At 28.1% G+C, this 16,950-nt stretch carries 13 protein-coding genes, 1 pseudogene and 1 other annotated feature; of the genes and pseudogenes, 3 read left to right on the top strand and 11 right to left on the bottom strand.

What is annotated here, in order from left to right:
* Positions 1–37 precede the first annotated feature (37 nt).
* Positions 38–1,405: a serine hydrolase domain-containing protein gene (locus F594_RS0106765; protein ID WP_009345789.1), complete on the bottom strand. Its 1,368-nt coding sequence runs from the start codon at positions 1,403–1,405 to the stop codon at positions 38–40.
* Between the two features lie 17 nt (positions 1,406–1,422).
* Positions 1,423–3,021: an ABC-F family ATP-binding cassette domain-containing protein gene (locus F594_RS0106760; RefSeq protein WP_004825002.1), complete on the bottom strand. Its 1,599-nt coding sequence runs from the start codon at positions 3,019–3,021 to the stop codon at positions 1,423–1,425.
* A 224-nt stretch (positions 3,022–3,245) separates the two neighbouring features.
* Between F594_RS0106760 and F594_RS0106755 the strand changes: the two genes are divergently transcribed.
* The gene (locus tag F594_RS0106755) at positions 3,246–4,616 is read left to right on the top strand and encodes an MATE family efflux transporter (RefSeq protein WP_019035020.1); all 1,371 of its coding nucleotides are present in this window, start codon (positions 3,246–3,248) and stop codon (positions 4,614–4,616) included.
* Between the two features lie 94 nt (positions 4,617–4,710).
* On the opposite strand, the gene F594_RS0106750 is transcribed toward F594_RS0106755, so the two are convergent.
* From F594_RS0106750 to F594_RS0106740, 3 genes are all read right to left on the bottom strand, one after another.
* The gene (locus F594_RS0106750; protein WP_009345797.1) at positions 4,711–5,187 is read right to left on the bottom strand and encodes a pyridoxamine 5'-phosphate oxidase family protein; all 477 of its coding nucleotides are present in this window, start codon (positions 5,185–5,187) and stop codon (positions 4,711–4,713) included.
* Positions 5,188–5,304: 117 nt separating this feature from the next.
* Entirely contained in the window at positions 5,305–7,011 is a 1,707-nt protein-coding gene (locus F594_RS0106745) for a vWA domain-containing protein (protein ID WP_009345796.1), read from the bottom strand.
* A complete protein-coding gene (locus F594_RS0106740; protein ID WP_009345794.1) occupies positions 7,004–7,912 on the bottom strand; it encodes an AAA family ATPase in 909 nt (302 codons plus the stop codon). The genes F594_RS0106745 and F594_RS0106740 overlap by 8 nt, the downstream gene beginning before the upstream one ends.
* Positions 7,913–8,046: 134 nt before the next feature.
* Positions 8,047–8,207: a binding site (T-box leader), on the top strand.
* 36 nt (positions 8,208–8,243) lie between these two features.
* On the opposite strand from F594_RS0106740, the gene serS reads away from it, so the two are divergent.
* A complete protein-coding gene (gene serS, locus F594_RS0106735; protein WP_009345759.1) occupies positions 8,244–9,533 on the top strand; it encodes a serine--tRNA ligase in 1,290 nt (429 codons plus the stop codon).
* A 36-nt stretch (positions 9,534–9,569) separates the two neighbouring features.
* On the opposite strand, the gene F594_RS0106730 is transcribed toward serS, so the two are convergent.
* The 3 genes from F594_RS0106730 to F594_RS0106720 are packed head-to-tail and all read right to left on the bottom strand — an operon-like array spanning position 9,570 to position 11,409.
* On the bottom strand, positions 9,570–10,190 hold the full coding sequence (locus F594_RS0106730; RefSeq protein ID WP_019035019.1) for an ABC-2 transporter permease: 621 nt from the start codon (positions 10,188–10,190) through the stop codon (positions 9,570–9,572).
* The gene (locus tag F594_RS0106725) at positions 10,190–11,029 is read right to left on the bottom strand and encodes an ABC transporter ATP-binding protein (protein WP_019035018.1); all 840 of its coding nucleotides are present in this window, start codon (positions 11,027–11,029) and stop codon (positions 10,190–10,192) included. The genes F594_RS0106730 and F594_RS0106725 overlap by 1 nt, the downstream gene beginning before the upstream one ends.
* Before the next feature lie 8 nt (positions 11,030–11,037).
* On the bottom strand, positions 11,038–11,409 hold the full coding sequence (locus F594_RS0106720; protein ID WP_004825108.1) for a GntR family transcriptional regulator: 372 nt from the start codon (positions 11,407–11,409) through the stop codon (positions 11,038–11,040).
* Positions 11,410–11,519: 110 nt separating this feature from the next.
* Here F594_RS0106720 and F594_RS0106715 point away from each other — a divergent pair, with 110 nt between their 5' ends.
* Entirely contained in the window at positions 11,520–12,560 is a 1,041-nt protein-coding gene (locus F594_RS0106715; RefSeq protein WP_019035017.1) for an enoyl-CoA hydratase/isomerase family protein, read from the top strand.
* Positions 12,561–12,596: 36 nt separating this feature from the next.
* On the opposite strand, the gene F594_RS0106710 is transcribed toward F594_RS0106715, so the two are convergent.
* The 3 genes and pseudogenes from F594_RS0106710 to F594_RS09650 all read right to left on the bottom strand — a co-directional run.
* Entirely contained in the window at positions 12,597–15,299 is a 2,703-nt protein-coding gene (locus F594_RS0106710) for a calcium-translocating P-type ATPase, SERCA-type (protein WP_019035016.1), read from the bottom strand.
* Between the two features lie 220 nt (positions 15,300–15,519).
* The gene (locus F594_RS0106705) at positions 15,520–16,443 is read right to left on the bottom strand and encodes an AraC family transcriptional regulator (protein WP_019035015.1); all 924 of its coding nucleotides are present in this window, start codon (positions 16,441–16,443) and stop codon (positions 15,520–15,522) included.
* Positions 16,424–16,612 (bottom strand): annotated as a pseudogene (locus F594_RS09650) (ABC transporter ATP-binding protein); the annotation flags it as partial. The gene F594_RS0106705 and the pseudogene F594_RS09650, both read right to left, overlap by 20 nt.
* Positions 16,613–16,950: the final 338 nt, after the last annotated feature.

Below are 16,950 nucleotides of genomic sequence, written 5' to 3'. Positions count from 1 at the left end.
TATTTATAGTATTAAAAATAGAAGATATCCTTAAATTTTACTTTTTTATTATTATTTTTCTATCATCAATATATAATATTAAGTTGCAATCTTCAAATTCAATAGGGATGAATAAATTATATGGTTTAAAAGCTATTACCTTTTTTCCCTTGCTTTCTTTAACTTCCAATTTATGAGAAAAAGCCTTAACATAAAGTTTTCCATCTTCTTCAATAAATTCAAATTCTCCATAAGCCTTATCTCTATAAATTCCCAAATATTTTGAAAAATCTTCATCTTTTAAATCTTTAAGTTTATCTTCTTTGGGAGATTTTTTTTCATTAATAGCCTTTAAATCCTTAATATATTTTTCTTGCCAATCTTTTTTTATTCCCAAAGCTTCATCAATAACTGATAGGGTAATTAATTCAGTTCCTTGAGCTTCATTTAAATTTGTCACAATACTTACTGCCATATCTTCTTCAGGCACAAGAATGTGAAAAGCTCTAAAACCATCGACAATTCCCCCATGGCTTATTAATTTTCTTCCCCTATAATTTTCTAGATACCAACCCATTCCATATGTTTTATTTTTTGAGTATGAAAGTTCGGGCATATTTGTATCTGGCCCTATAATAGTTTGTGGAGAATAAAGTTCTTCTTGTATTTTTCTATCAACTATTTTTTCGTTTCCATGCAAGCAAAAATCTAACCATTTCATCATATCTTCCATTGTTGAATAGATTGTTCCTGAACCGTTAGGAAATTTTGTAAATTCATAATTATAAGAGATTTCTTTATAAGTTCCATCTACAAAATCATAGGGTCTAGCCTTATTTTCATCAGGAGCAAATGAGCCTAATACATAAGTATTATTCATTTGAAGTGGTCCAAAAATATTTTCTTTTAAGTAATCCCCATAAGATTTACCTGATAATTTTTCAATGATAAGTCCTCCTAATATGAAGAAATATGATTGATAGCAAAAAGTATATCTTAAAGGCATAGTTGCAGGCAAATAAGCTAAAATTTTTAAAAACTCTTGTGGTTTTTTAAAGTTATTATTGTACCATGCTGCCAAGTGTGGTGGAAACCCTGTTCTATGTGAAAAGCCATCCTTAATCCTTAAATCTTTTGTTAAATAATCATCTTCCATTTTAAAATCTTCATACAATTGCTTTATGGGAGTATCAAAAGAATAGCCATTTTCATATAAGAGTTTTCCTAGGGCTACTGCTGTAAAAGCTTTAGTTTGTGAGCCTATAGCATAAATAGTATCTTTTTCCATGGGCAGATTGTTTTTAATATCTCTTAAGCCCATTGATACAATTTCTTTCTTGCCATTTTTTAATATGCCAAGATTAACACCTTGTAAATTAAATTCGTGAGCATAAGTTTTTAAGATTTTTTCTAATTTGTCTTTCAAAATTTACCTCCTAAGTTTTATTTATTTTCTACTATATATTTTTCAATATATTCATCATAAGTTATTGATTCATCTCTGTAGCTTCCATCAGGGAAAATTTCTATTATTCTATTTGCAATAGAAGAAATAAATTGATGGTCAAGAGATGTAAATAATATATTACCCTTATAGGAAATAAGCCCGTTATTTACCGCTTCAATTGATTCCAAATCTAAATGGTTTGTGGGTTGGTCTAAAACTATTACATTTGAAGAATTAATCATCATCTTGGAAAACATCATACGAACCCTTTCGCCACCTGAGAGGACATTTGCTTTTTTCTTTGTTTCATCTCCAGAAAACAGCATTTTCCCTAAAAATCCCCTAATAAAAATTTCTGATTGTTCTTCACTAAATTGTCTTAACCAATCTATTAAATTTAAATCTACACCATCAAAAAATTTACTGTTATCCTTTGGGAAATATTCTTTTGTTATAGTTTGTCCCCATTTCATTTGGTCTTCATAATTTTCTTCTTCCTCACAAATTGCTTGGAAAAATTTTGTAATAGAAATTTCATCACCAATAAAACCGATTTTGTCATCCTTATTTACTCTCATAGAAAAATCCTTTAAATAAGTTCTTGTATCATCTTTTAAGGTTAAATTATTTATGTTTAATATTTCCTTACCCACTTCTCTTGAAAGGTCAAAAGAAACAAAGGGATACCTTCTAGAAGACGGCTTTATATCATCAAGAGAAATCTTATCAAGAAGTTTTTTCCTTGAAGTTGCTTGTTTTGATTTGGATTTATTAGCAGAAAATCTTCTGATAAATTCTTCAAGTTCTTTTATTTTTTCTTCTTTCTTCTTATTTTCTTCCTTTGCCATCTTTAATGCCAATTGAGAAGATTCATACCAGAAGTCATAGTTACCTACAAATAAATTAATTTTGCCAAAATCTATATCCACCATATGAGTACATACTTCGTTAAGAAAATATCTGTCGTGGGATACGATTATTACAATTCCCGGAAATTCCATCAAAAAATCTTCTAACCACAAAACAGCTCTTACATCAATACCATTGGTCGGTTCGTCTAAAAGTAAAATATCGGGACTGCCAAATAAAGCTTGTGCCAATAAAACCTTAACCTTATCTGATTCAATTAAATCTCTCATGTAAAGGTTATGTTTATCTGTAGTAATTCCAAGACCTTGCAACAAAGTTGATGCTTCAGAGTCTGCTTCATATCCACCAAGCTCCCCAAACTCCGCTTCAAGTTCAGCCGCTCTAATTCCATCTTCATCGGAAAAATCAGCCTTCATATAAATTGCATCTTTTTCCTTTCCTATATCATAGAGTTTTTTATTTCCCATAATTACGGTGTCAATCACAAGATAATCTTCAAAGGCATAGTGGTCTTGGTTTAATTTTGACATTCTCTTATTTTTTTCAAGAGAAACTGTCCCGTTTGTTGGTTCCTTTTCTCCTGCTAATATTTTTAAAAAAGTTGATTTACCGGCACCATTTGCACCAATAATTCCGTAACAATTCCCTGGAGTAAAAATTAAATTAACATCATCAAACAATTTTTTATCTGGAAAAATTACAGAAACATTATTTACACTTAACATAGTCACTCTCCTCTATTTTATTTTATCCTAATTATAAGTGTAGAAAATATAATAGAATAAAATTAAACGCATTTTCTTTATCAAAAATTTTTATCTTTATTTATTTCACTACATCTTAATATTATCAAAAGAAATGTTTTTTAACAATTTATTTAGCAATATTTTCTATTAAATTGACTTTATATTTTTTTATCGTTATAATTCAAATAAAAGGAGCGCTTTGAATGTTGAATTTACTAGAAAAATCACCTTTAGAACGCAGAAAATTGATTCTTGAAGGCAATATTTTACCGACGTTAATCCTGCTCAGCCTGCCCACAATAATTATGGCAATTGTCCAATCTATGATTCCAGTTTTTGATGGATTCTTTTTAAATAATTATGGTGGTGTTCTTGTTGCTGGAGCGGTAACTTTTTGTGCACCTATTGTCAATATAATCAATGGACTTTCTATGGGCCTTGGTTCTGCTGGTATGGCAATAATTGGACAATTTAATGGTCTAGGCGATATAAAAAGAGTAAAGCATGCATCTTTACAACTTTTAGTTTTTGCTCTTGTTTTAGGCATCATCTGTTCACCACTTCTTTATGTTATCGGTCATATTTTAACCAACTATGTAAATAAAGATGTAGCTCCATACATATTGGAATATTTATCATTATATTCTTTTGTAATGCCCATGCTTTTTATGGCAGCCATTTATAATGGAATAAAAAATGCCTGTGGCCAACCCGAAGCAACACTTATAAGAATGGTTATGCTTTTAATTTTAAAAATTATTTTTTCTTTTATATTTTTAAAAATTTTAAGGCTTGGAGCAAAAGGTGCTGTATTTTCAAGTTTTTGCTCATATTCAATCATAACCTTATGGTTATTCTATGATTTATTTATAAAAAAATATGAATACCAATTATCTTTTAAAAATTACAGACCTGACTGGGCAACTATAAGACAATTTGTACGAATTGGTCTACCTTCCATGCTATCATCTATGTTTGTTTTTTTAGGATTTTTCTTAATAAATATGGAAGTTCAATCTTATGGACCAAAAGTTTTAGCCGCTCAAGGAATTGCTTCAAATATAAGTGCCCTTACTTTTACAGTCCCCTCATCAATTTCGACAACAATTACAACAATGATTTCTATGAATGTAGGCAACAATAACATTAAAAAGGGCAAAAGTATTTATTACGAATCATTAATAATAGGCTCTATACTTTCAATAGCTATGATTTTAATTATTACACCTTTTTCTAGAGCTTTTGTAAAAATTTTCCAAAAAACTGTAATGGATGGAGAAATAATTAATATTGCTACTCATGCCCTTAAAATTTATAATATTTCTGTATTCGGTTTCACCTTATTTATGATAGTTCAAGGAACACTTCTTGCTCTTGGTAGGACTAAAGTTACCTTTGTGATCGGATTATTAAGAGTTTGGGGATTTAGATACATATTTATAATTTTGACAAGACATATACTTGGTGTTGATGCAGTATTTTGGGGCAACTTATTTTCTAATACAATAGCTGCAGTAATTTATTTAATAATAATGCAGATGATTCCTTTTGAATCAAATATTTTAAATGAATAAAAAAATAATTTTGTATTTCTAATAAGCTAATGGTGAAAACTATTCTTTTATAATAAAAAACTCTCATAGATTTTTTAATCTATAAGAGTTTTTGTTATTTTTCATGAACTATTTTTCCAGTTAAATGCTCAATATTTAACCTATACACTAAAACGGCACTTCCGCTTCTTTTTATTACCTCATCGACTTCTTTTTCTGAAGTGTAATATTTCATAGCCAATTCTTTAACAAACTTTAAAGTTTCTTCTCTATCTTCAATCAATTCAATTTTGCCGTAGGCTATGGCACTTGAAACTTTATAGGACCAGCCATCTTCTGTAAGCACTTCGTTGCCAAAAGTTACAAAAGTTGCCCTGTTGTCTTTATTTATGCAGTCAATTTTATATCCCATCTTAGCTCCATGAAAGTATAATTTATTTTCCTCTGCATTGTAGAAATAATTTATTGGAAAAGAATGCGGATACCCATTTAATCCATTTACACTAAGGGTTGCTCTTTTATTATTTTTAAGAAGTAGCTTTGTATCTTCTAAAGAAATTTCATTTTTAACTCTTCTAATTTTTCTAAACATAATTCACCTCATACACAGAAATTCTTAATAAGATTTTATCATAGTCAATAAATATTTTATATGACTTCAAAAATAAAAAATTTAATCATAATATAATTTTTAAGTAAATATTTAAAACTATTGTAATTTTTCTGCAAATGTCTTTAAAAATATACCTACAACTTCATGAAATCTATTAATATTATTGATGTAGCAAAAATCCTTACCATAAATTTTCTTAACACTTTTTATATCCTCTTCTTCTCCTGTAAAAACACCAAAGGTATATATACCTTTTAATTTTGTCAAAAGTATTTCCTTGGCACTGTCCTTAACTGCATCTTCTTTTACATAATCTTGACCTTTGACTTTATTAGCACCAATAAGACCTAAATTTATTTCATCATTAGGCTTTCCATCAGAGAGAATAATTAAAATATTTCTTTTTCTGTAGTCTTTCTCAATAATGTATCTCATGTATTTTATTGCAAATCCATCTCTATTAGAACCAGTTGGATTGTAGTAAAATATATCTTTATTTTTTAATCTACTGTCCTTATAATCCTTAACTTTTCTAACTATTAAATAATTATAGAAATTATTATAAAAGACCACTCTTGTTTTAATATTCAATTTGCTAAGCGCCTCGGCAATTATATAAGATTCACTTGCTACTAAACTTTTTCTTTCTATCTGTGAAGCTGAAGAGTCTAAGAGAATATCTACATAAAGATCTTTTGAATCGTTTTTATTTATTTTTTCAAATATCCTTGAATCATTTAAAAACTTGTTTTTCCAAATATCTTTTACAATAATTTTCCCTGAATCGCTTTTTACTATCTCATCTTCCAAGTCCTGCAATAGAGAATTCTTTATAACCTCAGCAAGCTTACTAGAGGCTCTATCAAAAACCAATTTATTTTTATTATAATATTCTAAATTCTGCCTATATGAATTTTCCATTTCTTGAGCAAAATAAGAATTTTTATCTTGGAAATCACCGCAAGAGGTGAATATCTCTATGTGCTTATGGATTCCTTTTGAAATTTCTCTTTCAATTTTTTGGCTTTCAAACCTGGGCAAGGCTTCATTACCAAAATGCTTCTTAGTAATCTCATATAAGGAAACATTTAAGTCTATTTGACCTTTAATCTCCTCAGCCTTTATCCTTTTTTCTTCTTCATCCTCTACACCTGTAAACTCCGCTGAACCAATGTTGTATTTTTCAAGTTTCCAATCATCTATTTCTAATTCTTTTCTCATCATCTGTCTGAAATCAGCTTGCAACTTTTCTTTTTCTATAAATACTTCAAACTTTTTATCTTCTTCAACAGGTAAACTTTTATTTATATGGAAGTATTTAGAAAAAAGTTCTTGGCAGAATTCAATCACTTGAAAAGTATCATAGCTATGAAATCTTATAATTTCATTTATAAGATTTGAGCTAATATTTGAACAAACTGGAATTTTATCAGTTTTTAAGTCATAAAAAGTTTCTAAAAATTCTATTTTTTTATCTTTTTTAGATTTATTAATTTTTTCCTTAAATTCTTTTAAATAGTCTTGTCTAAATTCAAGGGTTCCTGGTCTTTCTCTTGTAATGTCATCCCAAATAACATTTTCTAAAATAATTCTTAGTAAAGTTTTTAGCTCATAACTATTTGATAAATTTTCTATAAACCTTTCAATATAATCTTTTAATAAACTCACATTAAAATATTTCCCTATATATCCCCAAAGTGATGCTGTATATTTATCTTCAACATTAAATAAGGGATTATTATTAAGCTTATAATTTTCTGCAATAGTCCAAGATATATTAAAAAGTCTTTCTTTATTAGTCAAAAAGGTCCTCACTTTTTATATTTGATGTAAATAAAGTTGCAACAACATCCATAACCACTTCTTTTTCATAAGTATCAAAAGTCTTATCTGCAAGCCCCATCTCAAGAGATGAATTTATAGAAAGTCCTCTTTTCATTAAATTTATTGCAGATAAAAGTCCTCTCAAATCTATTGATTTTGAAGATATTTCTGAATTCAACGACTTTTTTTGTAAATCTAAAAATAATTGGGCAAAAATAGGAATATATTCTTTTTTCAAAGACGTATTTTCTCCCATAAGTTTATACAAATCCTCTCTTGTTATTGTAGGCATATCAATTACAAGAAATCTTGAAACCAAGGCCTCATTTAAATCTCTTGTCCCAACATAGCCATAATTCATAGTTCCGATAAATCTTGAAGCCTCATGTAAATTTAACCTGTCATATCCAGGCACATCAATAATTCTTCTATAATCAAGAGCAGAGTGGACAACGGATAATGCTTCATTTTTTGCCATATTTATCTCATCAAAAATCACAAATCCACCATAAATTCCTGCTTGATAAACTGGTCCTTTTTTTAAAGTTACCTGTCCATCACGAAAAGTATCAGCGCCAATTAAGCTTGCCGGATCAGAATTTATATTTAGAGATATTGTCCACAAAGGTCTTTTAAAAAGATAGGCTAAATTTTCAGCTAAAACATTTTTACCTGTAGCCTTTGGACCTGTAAGAAGTATATGATTTCCGCTTAATATAGCTGCTATAGCTTTATTCCAAGTAAGATAGCCGTAATACTTATATTTAGGATTTGGTATTCTATACTCAATTTCATTATCTATTTTGTAAAATTTTATAAATTTATCAACTTCATTTAATAGTTTTTCGTCAACACCTTGTCTTATTAAAAATTCTTTCATAAAACCTCCTTGGCTTATTATACCTTAAATTGGTTTATATAGAGTTAAATTTTTACTTCTTTATTTTTAAAAATAAAGATAGAAATTTTAAGACTTGAAAAAAATTTTTTTATATGTTATTATGAACAAAATTTTATATGACATATATTAAGAATAGTAGGCATGAAAAAATTTTAGAGAGGAAGTGGCTGGTGAAAACTTCTATTTGGAAATGCTAAATCCACTTAATAGTCAGTTATTTTAAAGCGAACTAATAGTTAATTAGGGTGGCAACGCGGGTTCTCTCGTCCCTTTGGGATTGAGGGATTTTTTTATTTTTAGGAGGAAAAAAATGTTAGATATTAAACTGATAAGGACTAATCCGGAACTTGTAAAAGAAAATATCAAGAAAAAATTTCAAGATGAAAAACTAAAACTTGTAGATGAAGTCATAGAGCTTGATAAAAAAAATAGAGAAGCAAAAAATCATGGAGACGAATTGAGAGCTAAAAGAAATTCAATTTCTAAAGAAATTGGTGGCTTTATGAAAAATGGTCAAAAAGATAAGGCTGAATCTGCAAAACTTGAAGTTGCAAAAATTAATAAGGAACTGGAAACTTTAGAAGAAGAACAAAAAAAGCTTGATGAAGAAGTTAGACAAAGGATGCTTGTTATTCCTCAAATTATTGATGAAACTGTACCTATAGGTAAAGACGACAGTGAAAATGTTGAAATTGAAAAATTTGGAGAACCTGCGATCCCTTCTTATGAAATTCCTTACCATGTTGATATTATAGAAACTTTCGATGGAATCGACCTTGACTCATCAAGAAACACTTCTGGTGCTGGATTTTATTATCTAAAAGGTGATATTGCAAGACTTCACTCAGCAATTTTATCTTATGCTAGAGATTTTATGATTGATAGGGGCTTCACTTATTATATTCCACCTTTTATGATTCGCTCTGATGTAGTTACTGGAGTTATGTCTTTTGCTGAAATGGAAAATATGATGTATAAAATTGAAGGAGAAGATTTATATTTAATAGGTACAAGCGAACACTCTATGATTGGTAAATTTATTAATACAATTACCGATCAAGATAAGATGCCTTTAACTATGACCTCATACTCACCATGCTTTAGAAAAGAAGTCGGTGCACACGGAATCGAAGAAAGAGGAATTTATAGGATTCACCAATTTGAAAAGCAAGAAATGGTAGTTATATGTAAGCCTGAAGATTCAAAAAAATGGTTTGAAAACTTGTGGAGAAATACAGTAGACTTTTTCAGATCACTTGAAATTCCTGTTAGAACTTTGGAATGCTGCTCAGGAGATTTGGCTGATTTAAAAGTAAAATCTCTTGATGTTGAAGCTTTTTCACCTAGACAAAATAAATATTTTGAAGTTGGTTCTTGCTCTAATCTTGGAGATGCTCAAGCTAGAAGATTAAATATAAGACTTAGAGGAAAAGATGGCATATACCTTGCACACACTTTAAATAATACTTGTGTTGCTCCTCCAAGAATGCTTATAGCATTTTTAGAAAACCTACTTCAAGAAGATGGAAGCATAAAAATTCCTGAACCTTTAAGAATGTATATGGGCGGAAAAGATAAGCTTGTTCCTAAGAATAAATAACATATAAAATTAAGCTAGCCGACTGGCTAGCTTTTTTTAAAATTCTTTTTTTCTTATAATTTTTGAGCCTGTAAAAAAAGATAGTAAATAAATTATTATAGTCAAAATTATCATAATAACTACATAGGCGTAAACACTTATATTTAAATTTGAGCCTATCTTTATAAATAAATCTATTATAACCTTAAATAAGGCTGATACAAGCACAATATAAATAATTTCAAAAGACTTATTTTTTCCAGAAAAATATAAGCATATGGGGATTGTAAAAGATATAAGAGATGACAAGAGGACAAAGGTGAAAAATAAAAGTAAAAAATTTTCAGAATTTTCTCCTGCTAAATAATAGCAAAAAAATCCAAGTACAATATAGAATATTGAAAGAGAAATATATTCAAAATACTTTACTTTCAATATTTCTTTCCTTTCTATAGGATATCTTAATAAATCTTTAAATGAAGAATTATTAATATCCCTTGTGGAAAAATTGACTAAAATAATAACTGAACTAGCTGCCAAGACAAGAAGTAGAGTTTTCCTTAAATCATCTGCAATATTTATTCTATTAAGAATAAATATAAATAAAATTAAAAATATTATATTTACGAAAATACTTTTAAAATTTTCATAAAAATCTTTTTTTAAAATAGCTTTCATTATTTGCCTCTTTCATAAAATACCATTATTTGGTCAATTGATGGCTTTTCAAGTATTGCATCTTTATACTTGTTGGAAAATTCCTTTTTATTTTTTATAAGGACATCAGTATTATATTTTTCTTCTTTTATTTTAAGAAAATATTTATTGTCATAATTACTTAAACTTTTAGAGTCTGTTTTCAAAATTCCATAGTCATATATTAAATCATCTTTGTTTTTTGAAAATACTAACTTTCCTTGAGAAATAAAACTTATATAATCAGCAATTTTTTCTAAATCACTTGTTATATGAGTTGAAAATAATATGCTTGAATTTTCATCTTTTATAAACTCAAAAAATATATCTAAAATTTCATCTCTAATTACAGGGTCAAGTCCTGAAGTCGGTTCATCTAAAATTAGTAATTTAGGATGGGAAGAAAGAGCATTTATAATTTTAAGTTTCATCTTATTTCCAGTTGAAAGCTCATTATATTTTTTATCCTTAGGAATTCTAAATTCACCAATAAGTTTATAAAAATAATCCTTATCCCATTTTTTATAAAGGCTCGCCATGATTTTTTCAATCTCTTTAATTTTCAAATTTTCTGTGAAAAATCCCTCATTAAAAACAACTCCAATATCCTCTTTAATCTCTTTTGACATATGATTTCCAAAAACTTTAATATCTCCCTTGTATTTTACAAGATCCAAAATAGATTTTATTAAAGTTGTTTTTCCTGCACCATTTTCACCAATAAGACCCATTACAGTCCCACTTTCCATAGAAAAATTATCAATGGTTAAGTGAAAATCTCCATATGATTTTTCTAAATTCTTAATTTCTATTGTTTTCATAAAATCACCTAAATCTTATATAAATTTTCTAAAATATCAAATAAATCTTTTTTCGACATTTTCAGATCTTGAGAAATTATAATAATATCTTTAAATTTTTCCTCAATTTTTTCTATTCCCTCTTCATAAAAAATCTCCTTATCTATGGAGCTAACAAAAGATCCCTTGCCTGCAACTGTATATATTAGACCTTCATTTTCTAATTCACTGTAGGCTCTTTTTGTTGTGATTACACTAACTTTTAAATCACTTGCAAGACTTCTCAAGCCTGGAAGTGGGCTATCTTTTTTTAATTGTCCGAGAATTATAGCTTTTTTTATCTGATATTTTATTTGTTCATAAATTGGTTTTTCAGATTTTCCGGAAATAATTATATTCATCTAATCACCACTGTATATATTGTATATTAACAGTATATACTCATAAATTATTTATGTCAATATTCTTGACAAATTTTTTTATCTAAAATATTCTTATTTTGGGTGATTAAATGATTATTAAAGAAATTAAAGATAATGTAGGAATTATTACATTAAATAGAGAAGATAAAATAAACGCTTTAAATTATGAAATGTTCATTGATATAGAAGAAACTTTAAAAGAATGGGAAAATTTATCTGATGTAAAAGTAATTCTTTTTGATGCAGCATGTCAAAGAGGATTTTGTTCAGGTGGAGATTTAAAAGAATTCTATGAGGCTTTTTTGACAAATCCTTCCTGCTTAAATAAACATGAATTTTTTAGTAAAGAGGTTCTTTTAGATAAATATATAATGTCCTATAAAAAACCAATTATAAGTCACTGGTTTGGTATTGTTATGGGTGGAGGAGTTGGACTTAGTATTCATTCTGATATAATTATCACAGATGAAACAACAAAATGGGCAATGCCCGAAACAAAACTTGGCTTTGTGCCTGATGTATCTGTTGGAAAAAATATTTCCACACTTCCTCAAGCTCTAGGTCAATATGTTGGTCTTACTGGAGCTATCCTAGAAGCATCTGATCTGATGAGATATAATTTTTCTCATATATTTTGCAGAAGCGATAATTATCAAAAATTGATAAGAGAATTATTTAAAGTAGCTAAGGAAAATCCGCAAGATAAAATTATTGAAAAATTCAAAGAAGCATCAAAGAATTATAACTTACCTATTAGAAATACCTATATATCTCAAAATATGGATAAAATTGAAAAATATTTTTCTAAAAATAGTGTAAAAGAAATATATTATGACTTAAAAGATAATTTTGATGACTCTTTTGCATATAAAAATTATCACAATTTAAAAATCCGATCACCTTTAATGCTTAATGTTCAATTTGAAAAATATTTTATGTGTAAAAATTTATCTGCAGAACAAACAATAGACCTTGACCTTCATATTTTAAATTACGCTACCGATAATGGTGATGTAGCCGAAGGAATTAGGGCTACAATGATAGATAAAGATGAAAATCCAACTTGGTCTGTAAAATCAATAGAGGATGTTGACATGAAAATTGTTATGGACATTCTAAATGAAAAATAAAGTCTTTGCATCAGCAAAGACTTATTTATTATAAAATTATTTACTTTTAAATCTTAAAACTTTTTGCACTTCTCCTATAACAAGGGGGAAGAAAGCACTTATTAAAACTACTGCCCATTCTCTTAAATCTAAATCTACCAGCTTAAAAGCACTTGATAAAAATGGTATATAAATTACAGCAATCATTAGTAAGAATGAAAAAAGTGTCGCCATAAATAAACTTTTATTTGAAAATATTCCTATTTGGAAAATTGTTTTATCTACAGACCTTGCTGAATAAGACCTTAAAAGTTCTGAAAGTATGAGAGTTGTAAATGCCATAGACCTTGCCATCTCTAATCCATGACCACTTGTTCCAAACCAATTTAATCCTACTATATAAGATACTAAAGTCCCACAAGTTATAGCAATAGATTGAATTGCAACAGTTATTTTTAAATTTCTATCAACGATTGATTCATCAACTTCTCTCGGTGGCTTATCCATAATATCATCCTCACCTTTTTCAACGCCAAGTGCCAAAGCAGGAAAAGAATCTGTTACAAGATTTAACCACAAAAGTTGAATTGGAATTAAAGGCACAGGCAGATTAAGAATAATTGAAATAAATACAATTAAAACTTCTCCTATATTGCATGAAAGTAAATATCCCACAAATTTTTTAATATTGGAATAAATAATTCTTCCTTCTTCAACTGCATTTACAATAGTAGCAAAATTATCATCAGTCAAAATAACTTCGGCTGTATTTTTTGCAACATCTGTTCCAGTTATACCCATAGCTATACCAATATCTGCTTTTTTTATTGCCGGAGCATCGTTAACACCATCACCAGTCATAGCTACTATTTGTCCGTTCTCCTTTAATGCCTTAACAATTTGAACTTTATTCTCTGGTGAAACTCTTGTGTAAACTCTTTTTTCTTTAACAAGTTTTCTAAATTCTTCATCAGATAAACCCTTTAAATCTTTTCCACTAACTGCTTGGTCTTCTGAGTAGGCGATTCCTAATTCTTTTGCAATTGCAAGTCCTGTTTCAAGATAATCTCCCGTAATCATAAATGTAGAAATTCCTGCACTCTTACATTTGTTGATAGAGTCTTTAACTTCAGGTCTTGCCGGGTCTATCATCCCACTTAGACCAACAAAAATCATATCTTTTTCTATGCTTTGGCTCGTTAAATCTTTGGGCATTTCATTATAGTTTCTAAATGCATAAGATAAAACTCTTAGGGCTTCTTTAGCAAAACTTTTATTTTTTGTTAAAATTTCCTCTCTCATTTCATCAGTTAGATCCTGAATTTCTCCATTAAGAAAAATTTTATGGCACTTAGATAAAACTATATCGGCAGCTCCCTTTGTAAATGAAGAAACTTTTCCTTCAAAAAAGTTTTCGTGAAAAGTTGTCATCATTTTTCTATCAGAGTCAAAGGGTATCTCTGCAATTCTAGGAAAATCTTCTTTTAAGTCATCAATGGAATTTCCTATCTTTTCAGTAAAGGTTAATAAAGCTACTTCTGTGGGGTCGCCAATAAAATCTACCTTATTATTATCATAATTAAGTCTTGCATCATTTGTCAAAGATGCTATGGAAGAAAGTATATATAAATTTTCTTCATCTGATAAGGATATTTTTTCTCCTTTATGAGAAATTTCTCCTTTAGGCATATAACCTGTTCCTGAAACATCAAATATCTTATCATCTACAAAAACTTTTCTAACCGTCATTTCATTTTGAGTTAAGGTTCCAGTTTTATCTGAACATATTACAGTAGTCGTCCCTAAAGTTTCAACAGCTAAAAGTTTTTTAACTATTGCATTTTTTTGAGCCATTTTTCCCATTCCAATAGATAAAACTATTGTAACTATTGCCGGAAGTCCTTCAGGAACAGCTGCCACAGCTAAAGAAATAGAAGTTAAAAACATCTCTTTAAGTTCGTGCTTGTATAAAAGTCCCACCACTAAAACAATTATACAAATGCCAATAACTAAAATTCCCAAAGATTTAGATAAGCCTGCGAGCTTTTTTTGTAAAGGTGTTTCTTCCCTATCTAAGCTTGTAATAGATGATGCAATATTTCCTATCTCTGTATCATATCCTGTTCCTATAACCATACCCTTTGCTCTACCATAAGATACAATAGTTGAAGAAAAACAAAGATTAACCCTATCTCCAAGTTCTGTATAATCATTAAAAACTTTTTCAGAATCTTTATCGACTGGGACAGATTCGCCAGTAAGAGATGATTCATCGACCTTTAAATTATTAGATTCAATTAATCTTAAATCAGCAGGTATAATATCTCCTGTTTCTAAAATAACAATATCTCCTGGAACAATTTTTTCAGAATCAATCTGAATTTCTTTACCATCTCTTAGGACTTTTGCCTTAGGTGTTGACATTTTTTGCAAAGATGCAATGGCTTCTTCAGCCTTTCCTTCTTGATAAATTGACAGAATGGCATTTACAATAACTATAGCAACAATAATAAATGAATCAAGTTTTTCTCCTGAAAAGGCAGAAAAAATAGCAGCAACAATTAATATAATAATCATGGGATCAAAAAATTGGTCCTTTAATTTTTCAATAAGCGGTTTCTTTTCTTCCTTTTTCAGGGCATTAGGTCCATACTTTTCTAGCCTTTTTCTAGCCTCATCTTCTTTTAAACCTAAAGTTGAAGAGGACAATTTTTCAAAACTTTCATCTTTACTAAGCTCATACCAATTAATATTATCCATTTAAACTCCTTACATAAGTTAAAAAACATAAAAAAATAAGTCTTAAAAAAGACTTTACTAAACTAATATTATTACAACATTTTAAATAAAATCCCTTGAATTATAGAATTTCTTTATAATTTTCTAATATTTTATATAATACCCATTTATCTATTTTTAAATTATGTAAATAAAAAATAACTTTACACAATATTTTTTTATTATGTAAAGTCATTTTTTATCATATATTATTTTTCCTGTATTCGCTAGGGCTAAGTCCTGTAAATTTTTTAAAAGATCTAGAAAAGTTCGATGGATTAGAAAAACCAACATCTTGAGCAATATCTGTAATCTCTTTTTCTAAATCTATTAGAAGTTTTTCCGCCTCAATCATTCTCAAATTATTTAGATACCTCATTGGCGTGTACTGAAATTTTCTAATGAATTTGTTGTTCAAATTTGTCTTAGATATTTTAAAATTTTTTGAAAGAAAATCTAAATTAATTTTCTCAGAAATATTTAACCTTAAATATTCTTCTATTTTATTTATATCATCTTGCAAATCTTTCTTGTAATATTTTTTCCTATTATCTGATAATTTTTTCTTGGATATTAAATAGATCAGTTCAAGGGTTTTAAGACATATTAACTTCTTGTCTTTATTTTTTAGAATTTCTATAAGTTCATTAGCCCTATATATTATTTTTTCATCTGAAATGATATAACCTATATCCTTGGTCCCCTCAACTATCCTTATAAATTCTTCAATAAATGTATAATAGTAAAAATCTTTTTCTAATTCTTTGGGAACAATAGAAATATTAAAGGCAATAGTCCTATCACTGGTTGAATAAGATTCTTTTGCCTTAGGTATATATTTGCCCACAAAAATCTCTCTTGTTATTAGGACTTTATTTTTATTTATATAGGTGTAATAATTTCCCTCATAAGAATATCCAATCCTGTAACCATACCTGCCACCATATTCAGAATCCTTGGCATTGTATTTGTGTTTAAAATCAATAAACATTATATAGACACCAGGAAATAACCTATAAGAAGTAATCCTATTATCTGCAAAATCAAGATGCTTAAAATATAAAATATCTGCATCTTCAGTAGTTAATATTTTAAAGCCCCAACTTTCAATTCCTTTTCTTTTCATCTACAAATTCCACCACATTTCCACCAGCCATTTTTATAAATTCATAATCATGTGTGATTATTATAATAATTTTATTTTGCTCTTTCATTTTCTTTAAAATTTTTATTAAATTAATCATATTTTTGTGACAAAGACCCGATGTTGGTTCATCAAGAATTACAATTTTTTTATATTCTATGCTTTAAATTAATTTAATTATTAATATACAAACATATACACCCAATAATGATAATTAAGCATCCCAGTATCTTACCCAAATATTTTTTGTTTGTTTTATCAGAAGTCAATATAGAATATGCAAAAATAACAATCCCTATAAAAATTAAGATCCCAATGTAATTTCAATTCAATAAATTTATTATACTTACCATAATTATAGACACTCCTTATTTGAAATTTCATCTCTTCCATCGATTATTTTTTATTTAATTCTATATTTAATTAGCATTATTTACTAGTTAAAAATATTAAAATAATAGCAAAAATAAATAGCATATAATCATAGAA

This window comes from Peptoniphilus lacrimalis DSM 7455, assembly GCF_000378725.1.
In the GTDB taxonomy this organism is placed as follows: domain Bacteria; phylum Bacillota; class Clostridia; order Tissierellales; family Peptoniphilaceae; genus Peptoniphilus_A; species Peptoniphilus_A lacrimalis.
The sequence above is the reverse complement of the archived record's forward strand: the minus strand, read 5'-3'. Positions and strand labels throughout refer to the sequence as shown.